Annotated in this window: 14 protein-coding genes; 4 read left to right on the top strand and 10 right to left on the bottom strand. The window is 55.4% G+C overall.

Annotation, left to right across the window (positions count from 1 at the left end):
* Window positions 1–232: 232 nt before the first annotated feature.
* Genes mraY through mraZ form a run of 7 tightly spaced genes read right to left on the bottom strand, consistent with a single transcriptional unit; the run spans window position 233 to window position 7,900 of the window.
* Complete coding sequence (gene mraY / locus TA5113_RS12930) at window positions 233–1,315, bottom strand: phospho-N-acetylmuramoyl-pentapeptide-transferase (protein ID WP_058314469.1); 1,083 nt, start codon at window positions 1,313–1,315, stop codon at window positions 233–235.
* A complete protein-coding gene (locus TA5113_RS12925; RefSeq protein WP_058314470.1) occupies window positions 1,316–2,761 on the bottom strand; it encodes a UDP-N-acetylmuramoyl-tripeptide--D-alanyl-D-alanine ligase in 1,446 nt (481 codons plus the stop codon).
* Window positions 2,758–4,239, bottom strand: a complete 1,482-nt coding sequence (locus TA5113_RS12920) for a UDP-N-acetylmuramoyl-L-alanyl-D-glutamate--2,6-diaminopimelate ligase (RefSeq protein ID WP_058314471.1) — start codon at window positions 4,237–4,239, stop codon at window positions 2,758–2,760. Before TA5113_RS12920 ends, TA5113_RS12925 begins: the two co-directional genes overlap by 4 nt.
* A gap of 20 nt (window positions 4,240–4,259) precedes the next feature.
* On the bottom strand, window positions 4,260–6,044 hold the full coding sequence (locus TA5113_RS12915; RefSeq protein ID WP_058314472.1) for a peptidoglycan D,D-transpeptidase FtsI family protein: 1,785 nt from the start codon (window positions 6,042–6,044) through the stop codon (window positions 4,260–4,262).
* Complete coding sequence (ftsL, locus tag TA5113_RS12910; protein ID WP_058314473.1) at window positions 6,045–6,386, bottom strand: cell division protein FtsL; 342 nt, start codon at window positions 6,384–6,386, stop codon at window positions 6,045–6,047.
* A complete protein-coding gene (gene rsmH / locus TA5113_RS12905) occupies window positions 6,386–7,393 on the bottom strand; it encodes a 16S rRNA (cytosine(1402)-N(4))-methyltransferase RsmH (RefSeq protein WP_058314474.1) in 1,008 nt (335 codons plus the stop codon). Before rsmH ends, ftsL begins: the two co-directional genes overlap by 1 nt.
* Window positions 7,394–7,396: 3 nt before the next feature.
* Entirely contained in the window at window positions 7,397–7,900 is a 504-nt protein-coding gene (mraZ, locus tag TA5113_RS12900) for a division/cell wall cluster transcriptional repressor MraZ (protein ID WP_082625830.1), read from the bottom strand.
* A gap of 822 nt (window positions 7,901–8,722) precedes the next feature.
* Here mraZ and TA5113_RS12895 point away from each other — a divergent pair.
* Together TA5113_RS12895 and TA5113_RS12890 are read left to right on the top strand one after the other, a co-directional pair.
* Window positions 8,723–9,184, top strand: a complete 462-nt coding sequence (locus TA5113_RS12895; RefSeq protein WP_058314476.1) for an NUDIX hydrolase — start codon at window positions 8,723–8,725, stop codon at window positions 9,182–9,184.
* Between the two features lie 85 nt (window positions 9,185–9,269).
* A complete protein-coding gene (locus tag TA5113_RS12890; RefSeq protein WP_058314477.1) occupies window positions 9,270–9,752 on the top strand; it encodes a DUF1178 family protein in 483 nt (160 codons plus the stop codon).
* 156 nt (window positions 9,753–9,908) lie between these two features.
* Here the strand turns inward: TA5113_RS12890 and TA5113_RS12885 are convergent, their stop codons facing one another.
* Window positions 9,909–10,856 (bottom strand): LysR family transcriptional regulator, encoded by a 948-nt coding sequence (locus TA5113_RS12885; RefSeq protein ID WP_245627134.1) that lies wholly within the window; start codon window positions 10,854–10,856, stop codon window positions 9,909–9,911.
* Between the two features lie 97 nt (window positions 10,857–10,953).
* Between TA5113_RS12885 and TA5113_RS12880 the strand changes: the two genes are divergently transcribed.
* On the top strand, window positions 10,954–11,397 hold the full coding sequence (locus tag TA5113_RS12880) for a cupin domain-containing protein (protein ID WP_058314478.1): 444 nt from the start codon (window positions 10,954–10,956) through the stop codon (window positions 11,395–11,397).
* Window positions 11,398–11,402: 5 nt separating this feature from the next.
* On the top strand, window positions 11,403–12,260 hold the full coding sequence (locus tag TA5113_RS12875) for a glutathione S-transferase family protein (RefSeq protein ID WP_082625831.1): 858 nt from the start codon (window positions 11,403–11,405) through the stop codon (window positions 12,258–12,260).
* A 212-nt stretch (window positions 12,261–12,472) separates the two neighbouring features.
* On the opposite strand, the gene rfbA is transcribed toward TA5113_RS12875, so the two are convergent.
* Together rfbA and rfbD are read right to left on the bottom strand one after the other, a co-directional pair.
* Entirely contained in the window at window positions 12,473–13,363 is an 891-nt protein-coding gene (rfbA, locus tag TA5113_RS12870) for a glucose-1-phosphate thymidylyltransferase RfbA (RefSeq protein WP_058314802.1), read from the bottom strand.
* On the bottom strand, window positions 13,360–14,023 hold a 664-nt coding region (rfbD, locus tag TA5113_RS12865), incomplete at its 5' end, for a dTDP-4-dehydrorhamnose reductase (RefSeq protein WP_258953929.1). The genes rfbA and rfbD, both read right to left, overlap by 4 nt.

Genomic DNA, 14,023 nt, shown 5'->3' with positions numbered 1-14,023 from the left:
GAAAGTCTTTCTCCGCAGTAAGCGGGTTTGGGGCGAGAGTGCCAGCAATTCGCACGAAATTCATCCCCAAAAAAGGGCGCAACCTTTGTCATCGCTCTTGGCCGTAGCGGCGATTAACTTTGGCAGCAGGTTGATCGCCGGCGATGCCGCAATGTGCTCAACTCCGTGTGCAGCGAGAACAACGAAACGTCTGGCCCAACAAATGGATTGGTCGATTTTCTAAGACGTTTGCCTAGCGCACTTTCAGCGTGGCAAGACCGATCATCGCGAGGATCAATGAGATGATCCAGAACCGGATCACGATCTGCGGCTCTGCCCAACCCTTTTTCTCATAATGGTGATGGATCGGCGCCATCAAGAACACCCGTTTGCCGGTGCGTTTGAAGTACAGAACCTGGATAATCACGGACAGCGCTTCCACGACGAATACGCCGCCAACGATGGCCAAAACCAACTCGTGTTTGGTCGCAACCGCGATGGCACCCAATGCGCCACCCAAAGCCAATGACCCGGTATCGCCCATAAAGACCGCCGCTGGAGGGGCGTTGTACCAAAGGAAACCCAGACCGCCGCCAATCAGACCGGCGGTGAAGATCAAGATTTCACCGGTGCCCGGCACGTAATGCACGTCCAGATATTCGGTGAAGTCGACGCGGCCCACAGCGTAGGCAATTACACCCAATGTGCCTGCGGCGATCATGGACGGCATAATCGCCAACCCATCAAGACCGTCTGTCAGGTTCACAGCATTCGCGGAACCGACAATCACGATCATTGCGAATGGAATGAAGAAGAACCCGAAGTTTAACAAAACGTCTTTGAAAATCGGCAATGCCACACGGAATTGCAACGCTTCTGGATGCAGAGTTGTGGCCCAATAACTGGCAATCGCCGCAATCAAAAGGCCCAACAACAAGCGTACTCGGCTGGAAACACCCTTTGTGTTTTGCTTGCTGACCTTTGCGAAATCATCAGCGAACCCAATCAGCGCGTAGGCCATGGTGACAAACAGCACCAGCCAAACAAAACCGTTGTCCAGCCGCGCCCACAACAAAGTCGAGGTCAAAAGCGCGCCCACAATCAGCAAACCACCCATGGTCGGGGTACCGGCTTTGACGAAATGCCCCTCTGGGCCATCATCGCGGATCGGCTGGCCTTTGCCCTGTTTTCGACGCAGAACATTGATCAACGGGCGACCAAAAATAAAACCGAAGAACAGCGCCGTCATAAAGGCCCCGCCCGCGCGGAATGTGATGTAGCGGAACAGGTTGAAGAAGTCACCGCCATCGGAAAGTGACGTGAGCCAATATAACATTTAGGATGTTCCCTCGTTAACTTTCGGGGCGGGATGGCCCAATTTTTCTATGGCGTCAACCACGCGGGCCATTCCCATGGACAATGATCCCTTGGCCATAATGACGTCACCCGCGTCCAGATCCTTGGCAATGCCAGTGACCATTTCGGCGGCATCTTCAGTCCAACGGCCACGTTTTTGCAGCGGAAGAGCCTCATAAAGGTTGCGCATCAGTGGCCCGATGCAATGCACCCGGTCGATTTCGTCAATGGACGGAAGCTTGGCGAGGGATTGATGGATTTGCACCTCGGTCTCCCCCAACTCACCCATATCAGCCAAATAAGCGATCCGCCGCCCTTGGCTAATTCGCCCACGGTCGTTTTTCACGTCGGCACCTGCGAGCACCTCTAGTGATGCCGCCATAGATGCAGGGTTTGCATTGTAGGCATCGTCAATCAGCTCAATCGTGGCGCTCGGGTCCGCCAAATCTAAAGAGATCACCTTGCGCAAACCACGTCCCGCGCCTGGTGCCCATTGGCCAAGATCCGCAATGGCAATGGCCATATCAAGATCGAGCGCTTTGACAGTCGCCAAAACACTCATGGCGTTCATGGCGTAGTGGCGCCCAGGAACCGCAACTTTGAACAGGTAACCCTCATCAAAAATGCGTGCAGCGCCCACGGTGGTCGTATCACTGATGGTGACATTGCTCAGGCAAACATCGGATGTCTCAGCCTCGCCAAACCCGACAAGGGTATCCGCATATTGAGACGCAATATCTTTTAAGATTTCAGTGACTTCCAAGTCATTGTTGAAAATCGCAACACCGCCATTTTCAAGCCCTGAATAGATCGACCCTTTCTCTTTCGCGATGCCTTCGATGTTTTCAAACGCCGCCAAATGAGCCGGAGCCACGGTCGTGACGACCGCCACGTGAGGCCGCGCAAAAGCCACCAATGGCGCGATCTCACCCGGGTGGTTCATGCCGATCTCAATGATTGCCAAGTCGGTGTCCGCCGGCATACGCGCTAAGGTCAGCGGCACGCCCCAGTGGTTGTTATAGCTAGCAACAGACGCGTGGGTTTTGCCCTGCCCGCTTAGAACAGTGCGCAGCATTTCTTTGGTAGATGTTTTTCCAACAGAGCCAGTGACCGCAACGACCTTACCCTTCATGCGCGACCGTGCTGCTTTGCCGAGATTCTCAAGCGCGGTCAGAACATCGTCGACCAGAAGCAAAGGAGCCTCTTCGCTGACCCCATCGGGGCGATGGGTCACCAAAGCCGCGCCCGCGCCTTTTTCCAAGGCCTGCGCGACAAAGTCATGACCGTCGCGCGCCGCTTTGAGCGCAACAAAGAGATCACCCTGCTCTATAGTCCGGGTATCAATGGACACCCCTTCACAGGTCCATTCACCGATTGCTTGGCCAGAGGTCGCTTTCGCCGCTTCTGCAGCTGTCCACAGGCTCATGCCAATCCTCCATCAAGCGCCATCACAGCCACGCTGGCTTGCTCTACATCATCAAAAGGCAGCACATCATCGCCAACGATTTGTCCTGTCTCATGCCCTTTGCCTGCAATCAGCAATGCATCGCCCGGCCCCAAAGCATCCACACCGCGCAAGATCGCTTCTGCACGGTCGCCGACTTCAATGGCTTCGGGGGCACCTTCCATCACCATGGAACGAATGTCCGCAGGCACCTCGGAACGTGGGTTATCGTCGGTCACGAAAACAATATCGGCATTCTCTGCCGCCGCTGAACCCATCAATGGGCGTTTGCCTTGATCACGATCCCCGCCAGCGCCGACAATCGCCACAAGGCGACCCATCACATGAGGGCGCATCGCTTTCAGCGCGGTCGCAACCGCATCGGGCGTGTGGGCATAATCCACAAACACCGCCGCCCCGTTTTCACGCGTCGCAGCAAGTTGCATCCGGCCGCGTACGGTTTTGAGTTCATGTAGAATTTCAAAGACCCGTTTCGGATCGGCACCGCAGGCAATCGCCATGCCTGACGCCAATAGAACATTCTCTGCTTGGAACCCGCCAATGAGGTTCAAACGGGTTTGATAAATCTCTCCGTCAAAGGAAAAGCGGATGTCCTGACCGGTGGCATCATATCTTTGTGCGATCAACTCTAGCTCGGCACCATGACGCCCAACCGTCAACACCCTCTGCCCGCGACCCTTGGCAATCGCCGCCATGTCGGCACCGCGCATATCGTCGATATTGACAACAGCAACGCCATCCTCTGGCAGTACCCGCGCAAAGAGACCCGCTTTGGCATCGAAGTAGTCATCGAAGTTAGCGTGATAATCGAGGTGATCTTGGCTAAGATTGGTGAACCCAGCCGCCGTGAGCTGAACCCCGTCCAAACGCCGTTGTTCCAAACCATGGGAACTTGCTTCCATGGCCGCGCATTCTATGCCGTCTTCCGCACAATCGCGCAGGGTGCGGTGCAATGTGATGGGTTCCGGTGTGGTGTGTTTGAGCGGCGCTTCGAAGTCGCCTTCAACTCCGGTGGTGCCGAGGTTCACAGACGGCAGTCCCAGCTCTTGCCAGATCATGCGCAGGAACGTCGACACGGATGTTTTGCCATTGGTGCCCGTGACGGCCGCTACGACAGAGGGCTGTTTCCCAAACCAAAGTGCAGCGGTGTATGCCAATGCCTGTCGCGGATCTTCGCAAATTACCAGCGCCGCATCGGACGCCTCTAGTTCAGAAGACGCAATACGCGCGCCTTCGGCATCCGTGAGGATCGCACTTGCCCCCATGCGCAGGGCGAATTGAATGAAGGTGGCCCCATGCACCCGCGTGCCCGGCAGAGCGGCAAACAGAAAGCCCTCTTTCACCTCTCGGCTGTCAACAGCGACGCCTGTGATGGTTGGATTGCGACCCGCCGCAGCGGTCAGACCTAATTCAGAAAGTGCCTTTGCCTGCGCTGCCATTTGGTGCCCTTATTTGGCTTTTAGTTTGATGCCAGCGTTATACCAGTCAGGGCGACAGGTTCAACTTGCGGACGCAGTCCCAACAGCGGCGCGACCCGTTCGATGATCTCTGCCGCAACTGGAACAGCGGTCCAACCCGCGGTGCGGCGCGGTTTGTCGCCGGAGGTTTCCACTGGCTCATCCAAAGTCACGATCAGCACGTATTTCGGGTCATGGGCCGGGAAAATAGATGCGAAGGTATTGATAACCTTGTCATCGTAATACCCACCGGTCGGTTTTGGTTTATCAGCAGTGCCGGTTTTCCCCGCCACGTGATAGCCCGGAACCTCGCCAAAACTCGCTGTGCCTTCGGTCACAACTTTACGCAGCATGTTGACGCTTTCGGCGGCAACCCGCGCACTGATCACGCGCGGACCGTTTTGCGGCGTTTCACGCTTTAGAATCGTTGGCTTCACCATGGTTCCGCCATTGGCCAGCGCGGCATAAGCCGCCGCCAGATGCACGGGCGTGCTGGACATACCGTGACCGTAAGACACCGTGACCGCAGACAGGTCTGTCCATTTCGCCGGAAGCAATGGCTTACCGCCAGAGGCTTCGACAATCTCAACGGGTGTTGGTTCAAACAGACCCAGAGTTTTCAGGAATTCTTGTTGGCGCTTTGGACCGATGTCCAACGCCATACGGCCTGTGCCCCGGTTTGAACTCTTTACGATAATATCAGTGACAGACAGTTTGCCGTAATTCTTATTCTGGAACTCACCAATCCGGTGGCCCCCAACTTTCATCGGGCCTTTGGTGTCAATAACCGTGTTTGCATTCACCAAACCGAGTTCCATCGCCTGCGCAGCGGCAAAAATTTTGTAGGTAGAGCCAAGCTCGTAAACCCCTTGAACCGCACGGTTAAACAGCGGGCTATCGCCTGCATCCCCTTCGGTCAGAGGGCGTGGACGGTCATTTGGGTCAAAGTCAGGCAGGCTCACGAGCGAAAGCAGCTCGCCCGTATGAACATCCATCAAGACCGCAGCAGCACCCTTGGCGTTCAAAAGCTTCATGCCGCCGTAAAGCACACGCTCAGTCGCGGTCTGAACCGTCAGGTCCAAAGACAAGGTCAGGGCCTTGCCGCCATTCGCCGGGTCCCGCAGGGCTTCATCAAAGGTCTTTTCAACGCCCGCGACGCCAATCACCTCGGCGGCATTCACCCCTTCACGACCAAAGCCTGCGCCGCCCAATACGTGGGCCGCAAGCTTTCCGTTGGGATAAAGGCGCATCTCGCGCGGGCCAAACAGAAGGCCCGGATCGCCGATGTCATGCACCAACTGCTTTTGCTCTGGAGACAGCTTCTTGCGCACCCAAAGGAACTTACGCTTGCCCGTGAAGTCTTTGATAAGACGTTGTTTGTTGAGATCAGGGAAAATCTCAACCAAACGCTCGGCAACACCTTCTTTATCGATCATGTGTTGCGGTTGTGCATAAAGGCTGAAGGTTTCCAAATTGGTCGCCAGAATGCGACCCTGACGGTCAACAATATCAGCCCGCTGCGCCAGAATGCGTGCACCGCTTGCGCTGGCACGCGGCTCTGCGGCCTCGGAACTTGCCAAAGTGCCCATACGTACGCCAATCACGGAAAACGCGGCCAAGAAGGCCACGCCAAGCACCAACAAACGGCCTTCGGCACGCAACCGCGCCTTGTCGCGCATCTCTTCGTGACGCCGGCGGATATTCTCTTTTTCAATCGCGTCAGGGTTCTCGCCCTGTTCGCGGGCTTTCATAATGGTCGCAAGAGGTCGAAGCGGCGTGCGGATCATCTAGAGGCCCTCCTGATTGGAGACTTCGGTGATATCCTCTAGCTCAACCCCTTCTAGCGGCGGGTAGGCCACCTGCTCGATCCGGCCAAATTGATCCGGGCGCAGCGGCAAAAGCTGCAAGCGCTCAAAGTTCAGGTCTGCAAGATCGCGCAACCGGTCGGGCCGGTTCAGATAGGCCCACTCGGCTTTCAGCATCGCCAGACGATCTCGCGCTTCGCCGATTTGGATCTGCAATTCTTCTGCATCATCCAACGCTGTTTGCGTTGTATAGTTTTCACGATAGGCCCAGAAGGCCAGACCAATGACCAAACCAACGGTCAACACATACATCAAGCCGCGCATTAACGACGTCCCCCAGCTTTACGCGCCGATAACATCGGCATGCCTATCTTTTTGCCGTCCACGGACCCTGCCGGCGCATCGGTGCGCCGAGCAATGCGCAGTTTGGCAGACCGCGAACGTGGGTTTTCTGACAGCTCCTGCTCATCCGGGCCGACCGCCTTACGTGTGAGCAAGTCAAATGCCGGCGCCTCTTTTTCGACTTCCGGCGCATAGCGAGAGCCACCACCGGTCCGTCCGGCGCGGGCTTGCAGATATTTCTTCACCATACGGTCCTCGATGGAATGGAACGTCACCACCGCCAGCAGACCGCCAGGTTTCAGCGCGCGTTCTGCGGCCATCAAACCGCGGAACAATTCGCCATATTCGTCATTCACTGCAATGCGCAGACCTTGGAAGCTGCGGGTGGCCGCATGGCTTTGTCCGGGCTTGGTACGCGGGAGGTTTTTCTCAATTAGGTCAGCAAGTTGCAGCGTAGAGCTAAACTGTTCAACTTCGCGTGCCTTCACGATTGCCTTGGCAATGCGACGGCTCGCGCGTTCTTCACCATAGTGAAACAGGATATCGGCAATTTCGGCTTCTTCAGCGTTATTCACGATATCCGCCGCTGAAGGCCCATCCTGGCTCATCCGCATGTCCAGCGGTCCATCTTTCATAAAAGAAAAGCCGCGTTCCGCTAGATCGAGCTGCATTGAGCTGACACCAAGATCAAGAACCACGCCGTCCAGGTCTTGCGCGTATTCGTCCATCTTGGAAAAGACACCGGCGACCAATTCGATACGGTCGTCAAATTCACCGATCCAATCCGCAGCCATCTGGAATGCAAGCGGATCGCGATCAACGCCGATCACCTTATCCGCACCTGCTTCTAACAGACCCTTAGTGTAGCCCCCGGCCCCGAAGGTTCCATCGAGCCAGGTCCCTGAAACGGGCGAAACGCCCGACAAGAGCGGGCGCAGCAAAACAGGAATGTGAGGAGCATCGGACGTGTTTGATGCACTCGAAGCCATACCTTAACTCTCCGATTTCTGGTCTAGATAGATCAGCGGATCAAAATCATCGGGAAGGTCATCAAGCCATTCTTCTGTGGCAGACAGCTCTTCCGCTTCATAGGTTTCCGGCTTCCAGATCTGGAACGTGTCACCGGCGGCGATAAAGAAAGCTTCTTTATCCAAATCGATCTTTTGGCGCAGCTTTGCAGGAAGAACCAAGCGTCCAGTCTCATCTACCGATGTCGGGAAAGACTGACCGTGGAAAAGGCGCTGCAGCATCTTACGTTCCATAGAGCCACGCGGAAGCGCGTCGATCTTATCATCGACTTCTTCAATGGCCTCAATGGTATAGCATTCTAGGTAATTGCGACGGTGGTCGCCGTAGACAATCACAAGCTCTGGGGCTTCACCGGATTTCCAGCTGGGATCAGACGCTTCAAGCACACGGCGAAAAGAGGCGGGGATAGACACCCTGCCTTTCGTATCCACCTTATGGTGGCTTTCACCTCTGAACCTGCGTGCCACGGTATGACCCGCCCTTCTGTTGTCCTGTCCACATTTCGCACCCTCAGAAACGAAACGGCGAATTGAGCTGCTGCCACTGCCCAATTCGCCGCCCTCGTCCCGCAGTGCGGGGGTATGTCCAGCTGCGCGCGCCACCTGGGGGGATGTCTGCTCGCCCGCGCGCCGGATCTCTTGGTTCGATGAAAGCGGGGCCTGTATGAAACCTGACTTGGAGTTTTTTATTATTGGGGTCTTGAGCGCCCCTTAACTCCCGTCCTCATCTGCATATAGGGATGACATGGGAATTCATGGAAATCAACAGGAATTTTGGGAATTTTGGGGAAAAGTTGGGAATTTATCCACAGAGCCACCTATCTAAATGTTGTAAATAGGGGTGAAACCCACCTCGAAACAACAACATATAGATCAAGCATCCACAACAAACACAAAATATTCGAAAACCCACATAGCGCAAGAATTTCCCTCGAAATCCCAGAAAAAATTCTAAATTTTGCGATTATGAACGAAATAGCGCCATCACAGAAGAAGAACACCTTACTTCAGCACCTTGGAAATAGACCTTCCCTAACCTCATCCCATTCAAGGGCCATGAATTCCCACGAACAGGGAATACGCCCAGAGCCGGCACCGGTCGCGCGGTCTATTTGCGAATTATCATAACCACTTTCACGCGCACCCAATCGCGCGAAACAGCAAAAAATAAGGCCCCTGCAGGCTTATGGGGGGCGCATTTCATTGCAAAAGCGGGGAATTCGTATATCTTGTCGCCATATAAAAATGAAACAAACAACAAAAAAACGAGCGGTAAACAGGCCCATTAGGATGACAGTGCAACTTCCCATAAGATTGCCCAAGGCCAAGAAGCGCAGCCTGAGAACTCAATTTGCGTCTTTGGTTTATCGCGTCAAGGACGGTGAGCTGCAGATCCTATTGATCACCAGTCGAGGTACGGGCCGTTGGATCATTCCGAAAGGGTGGCCCATGCTTGGCATGCGCCCAGCGGAGGCGGCGGCACAAGAAGCGTGGGAAGAAGCTGGCGTCAAAGGGAAAGTCACCGACCAATGTATCGGGGTTTATTCGTATTATAAGACTGACACCAAGAACGGCACCCTGCCCTGTTTGGTAAATGTCTATCCTGTTAAGGCGCGCCGCGTGAAAAACAACTACCCCGAAGCGGGTCAACGGCGGCGGAAATGGTTTCCACAAAAGAAAGCCGCAAAATTGGTGAAAGAGCGAGAGCTCGCCAAACTCATCAAGTCCTTTAATCCTGACAATCTGATCTGAGCTCTGTCGTTTGAGTTAAACGACATTTACTTGATCCCGCGTTGCTGCATGAATATGTAGTCTCGGCGAACACGGATAGGTTTGGATGATCCAATACTCATTAAATTGCAGCAGCTGCACGGACGGAAACCGCTTTGACAGCTGGTTCCAGAATGCTGAGGCATTTGAAAAGCTGCAGTCCGCTGGCATGGTCACCTGCCCAAGCTGCGGGTCATCTGACGTCAAAAAGGCGATCATGGCCCCGCGCGTGCGCCCGTCTCGCTCTGCAGCGGCCCCTCAACCGGGACCCGAAGCGACACCCACACCTCCCGCGCCCAAAACCGAAGCAATGCTATCAACGCCTGCCAACCCGGCAGAGCAGGCCCTGGCAGAGCTGAAGAAAAAGGTCGAAGAAACCTCAGACTATGTCGGCGACAAGTTCGCCCAAGAGGCGCGCGCCATGCACACCGGCGACGCGCCGGAACGAGCGATCTATGGCGAGGCAAATCTGGAAGAAGCCAAGAGCCTGATAGAGGATGGTGTACCGGTTGCCCCGCTGCCATTCCGCCCGGGTCGGAAGAGCAACTGAGGGACGGGTCGGTTGGGGCTATTTCTGCTTTGCGGACAAAGCTGCCATTTTCTGTGCCTGCTCCAATGACCGCATTGGCATATAGACCCCGACCAAATCGGGCGTTCTGCCGCACTTATCTTTATGGGCAAGCAGGGGTCGTACTGAGTAAATTGACTATGAATCTACATCCAGTACCTTCATGAGGCCGAAGACTTGGCTCCGCATCCAAGTGGCCATCGGGGCGTTGTCCGATCGCTTGTGCCAGATGCCAATGATCAGCGCTGGATCAATCTCCATCGGCGGCTCGTACACGCGCAGTCCGAATGTCTCGGCTACCTTCGACGCGAGCTGCGCAGGAACCAGCGCGATGAGGTCACTTTCACTCACCGCTCGGCAGACGCCGCTGAAGACGGGAACGGTCATCGCAACTTGTCGTCTTTTCCCGACCCGGTGAAGGGCAGCATCTCCCATTGCAGCGAGGTTGCCTTCGGGCGAGAACAGGACGTGATGAAGGGCGCAAAAGACCTCCATTGGCATCTGCATCCCGTCCTTTAGTTCCGCGATGCCTTGATTGCCCTTGCGTGCGATCACGTGGAATGGCGAGTGAAATAGCGGCGCCCGGTTGACCCAGTCCGGCAGCGCCAAGTCGGGGATCAGCGCGATGTCAGCGTTTCGCCGTTCCAAGCTTGCCGCGTAATCATTGGGAACAAGATCGACCAGCTGCGCCCTGATGTGTGGCGCCGATTTCTGAAGGAGATCTGCCAAGGGTGGCATCAAGAGTTCGGCAAAGAAGTCGCTGGCCGCAATCCTGAAAGTGCCCTTGGCGGTTTGCGGGTCAAAGACGGCCGGCGGGGCAAGCAAGGCCTCCAAGCGCACCAGTTCCTCTCTCAACCCGGCTTCGAGTCCCGCTGCGTAATCAGTAGCAACCAACCGGTTCCCCTGCCGGATGAAAAGTTGATCGCCCAATGCATGGCGCAGACGGGAGAGCGCTCCGGAAACAGCCGATTGCGACATGGCCAGTCGGTTAGCCGCCTTGACGGTCGACCCCTCGCTAAAAAGGGCGTCCAGCACGCGCAGAAGATTCAGGTCGAGTGTCGCGAAATTCACTTGATCGATACCCATTATCAGATTTTGCGGTTTGCCTGATAGGTTGACCCTTTGCTACCTTCCTGTCAACGAAAGCGCTTTCGTTTCAATCCAAATTTTAAGGAGAGAAACGATGAAGGACATTGAAAACACCAACGCCGAGTTGGAATGGCTGGGTGTGACCTACAAAACCATTCTTGCGCCAGAAGATACTGGTGGGGCCATGTCCATCGTAGACAGCACCTCACCTGTTGGCAGCGGCCCACCTCGCCATATTCACCACAACGAGGATGAAGCCTTTGTCGTTCTGACCGGCACTTGCCGAGTGTGGCTGGAAGGAGAGGAAAAGGTGCTGCAAGCCGGGGAAAGCGCCTTCATTCCGCGCGGCTCGGAACATACATTCAAGGTCATCGGCAATGAAGCTTGTCGCCACCTTGTGATCCTGACCCCGGGCGGCTTCGAAGGTTTTTTCGTTGATATGGCTGCTGGTCAGTTCGCAATCCCTGATGACATGCCCGCCATCGTGGAATCTGGCGAACGCCACAACATGACCTTTACCGGCCCTCCATTGGATTGAGCATCATGACCAAGCCCATCGTGTACCACATACCCGTCTGTCCCTTTTCGCAGCGATTGGAAATTCTGTTGGCCCTTCGCGGCCAGCAGGACGCGGTCGAATTCCGTGTTGTTGATATCACCAAACCCCGCGACCCTGCACTATTGGCAAAAACTCGCGGGACGACTGCGTTGCCAGTTCTGGAAACCCCCGAGGGCAAAATCCTCAAGGAGAGTTTGGTGATCCTGCGTTATCTCGACGAGGCTCTAGAAGGCGAGCGCCTACGGCGCAGCGATCCGTATGAACACGCTGTGGAGTCTATGCTCATAGCCAAGGAGGGGCCGATCACAATGGCGGGCTATGTCTACGTGATGAATCAGGACAAGACACAACGCGAGACTTTGAATGAAAAACTGCTTTCGCTCTACCGTGACATCAATAATTTCCTGATGGAGCATAGCCCCGAGGGTACCTTCTTGTTCGAAAGTTTTGGCCTGGCAGAAGCTGTTTTCACCCCGGTATTCAAGCGGTTCTGGTTTCTTGACTATTACGAGGGGTTCGAATTGCCGGTTGGTTCTGACTATGCGCGCGTCAAAAAATGGCGGGCCGCCTGCATGGCTCACGACGCAACTAATCAGGTAACAGAAGAAGAAATCGTAAAGCTTTACTATGATTACGCTTTGGGCGCTGGAAATGGTGCTCTGGTCGATGGGCGAAAAGTGTCGAGCTTCGCTTTTCAGCCTAGCTGGGAAAAGCGCCCCATGCCACCTCGAGATAAGTACGAGACAACAGCATCCGATGAAGATCTTGGATTGTTCGTGATGGACATTACCTTCAATGCGGAGGACCGAAACCCAATCTATGTGAGCCCGAATTCTGGATGACGCTTACGGGTGGCTGGGCTTTGGCACTGCGAACTATTGATTGAGAACAGTGTCTGCAGTATACGTCAATGCCGACATTCGCGCTCTTTGCAGCACTAGACAACATGGGCTCGGAGCAGACATATTCAGCAATGCAGAAATCTCAGGGCTTAGGATGCCATCTTACCCCCAAACGGGTCACATCCAGCACGAGTGGTGACCTTTCAATGAGCTCAAGCGCCTGGTGCGCTGTTTGCAACCAAGTCCTGAAGATACTGCCCGTAAGTGCTTTTCGAAAGTAATTTTGCGCGTTCTGATAGTGCGGTGCGGTCAATCCATCCAAGGTTAAAGGCGATTTCGTCGGGGCTGCCTACCTGCAATCCTTGGCGTTCCGACAATGTCCGTACAAAATTCCCGGCATCTAGCAAGCTGGCATGGGTGCCGGTATCAAGCCAAGCAAATCCGCGGCCCATTTGTTGCACCGACAGAGACCCGTCCTCCAGATAGGTTTCCAGCAAAGTGGTGATTTCCAACTCTCCGCGGGCAGAGGGTTTGACCGCGCGCGCGCGGTCGGGCGCGGTTGCGTCTAAGAAGTACAATCCTGTGACGGCAAAAGGGGAGGGGGCAACCTCTGGCTTTTCGATGATGCCTTGGACCGAGCCGTCCGCTGCGAAGTCCACGACGCCATAGCGTTCCGGGTCTGCCACGCGGTAGCCAAAGACGGTTCCGCCTTCTGGCTGTTTGTCTGCGGCCGCGAGATGTTCGGGCAGACCGTGGCCAAAGAAGATGTTATCGCCCAGCACCATGGCGCTGGGTGCACCATCCAAAAACTCTTCCGCCAAAATATAAGCCTGCGCTAGACCGTCTGGGCTGGGTTGTTCAATAAAGGTCAGCGAAAGCCCCCATTGGCTGCCATCGCCCAACGCGCGTTGAAATTGTACGCTGTCTTCTGGGGTGGTGATCACCGCGATCTCACGGATTCCCGCAAGCATCAGAACGCTGAGCGGGTAGTAGACCATCGGTTTGTCATAGATCGGTAAGAGCTGTTTTGAGACGCCCGTTGTAATCGGATACAGCCGCGTTCCTGAACCCCCGGCCAAGATAATGCCTTTGCGTTGTGTCATGAGGACGCTGCTCCTAGCTCTGTCAGAACTTTTGAAAGGCCCGCACGCCAGTCGGGGCGCGGGATTCCGAATGCTGTCTCTAACTCTGTACAATCCAGTCGAGAATTCAATGGGCGTTTCGCGGGGGTTGGGTAGGCGTATGTGGGGATGTCTTGCACCGCCACCTCACGTCCGGATTGCGCAAAGATCTCTCTTGCGAAGCCTGCCCAGGAGACATCGGGCGCGCCTGCATAATGGTACACACCCGTTGGGCCGTGACCGGATTGGAGCGCGTCTGCGATTTTTAGGCAGGTCGCTGCAATGTCGGCTGCGGGCGTTGGGCCACCGATTTGGTCAGCGACAATTGTCAAACTGTCCCGCGTTTCGGCCAGTCGCAGCATGGTTTTTACGAAATTATTGCCATGGGCGGAAAAGACCCAAGAGGTTCTAAGAATGGCAAAGCGCCCTCCTGCGGCGGCCACAGCGGCCTCCCCTGCCAATTTAGAGCGCCCATAGGCCCCAAGGGGGGCCGTCGCATCCTTTGGCGACCTTGCCGTGTCACCGCTGCCGTCAAACACATAATCCGTTGAAATGTGAACGAAGGGTATGTCGAGCGCTGTGCAGGCTTCTGCCATGGCCGCGGGTGCGTCTGCGTTGATGACCGTTGCAATCGCTTCTTGG

The sequence above is a fragment of the Cognatishimia activa genome, assembly GCF_001458335.1.
GTDB lineage: Bacteria > Pseudomonadota > Alphaproteobacteria > Rhodobacterales > Rhodobacteraceae > Cognatishimia > Cognatishimia activa.
Note: the sequence above shows the minus strand (reverse complement) of the source record. Positions and strands in the feature narration are given on the sequence as shown.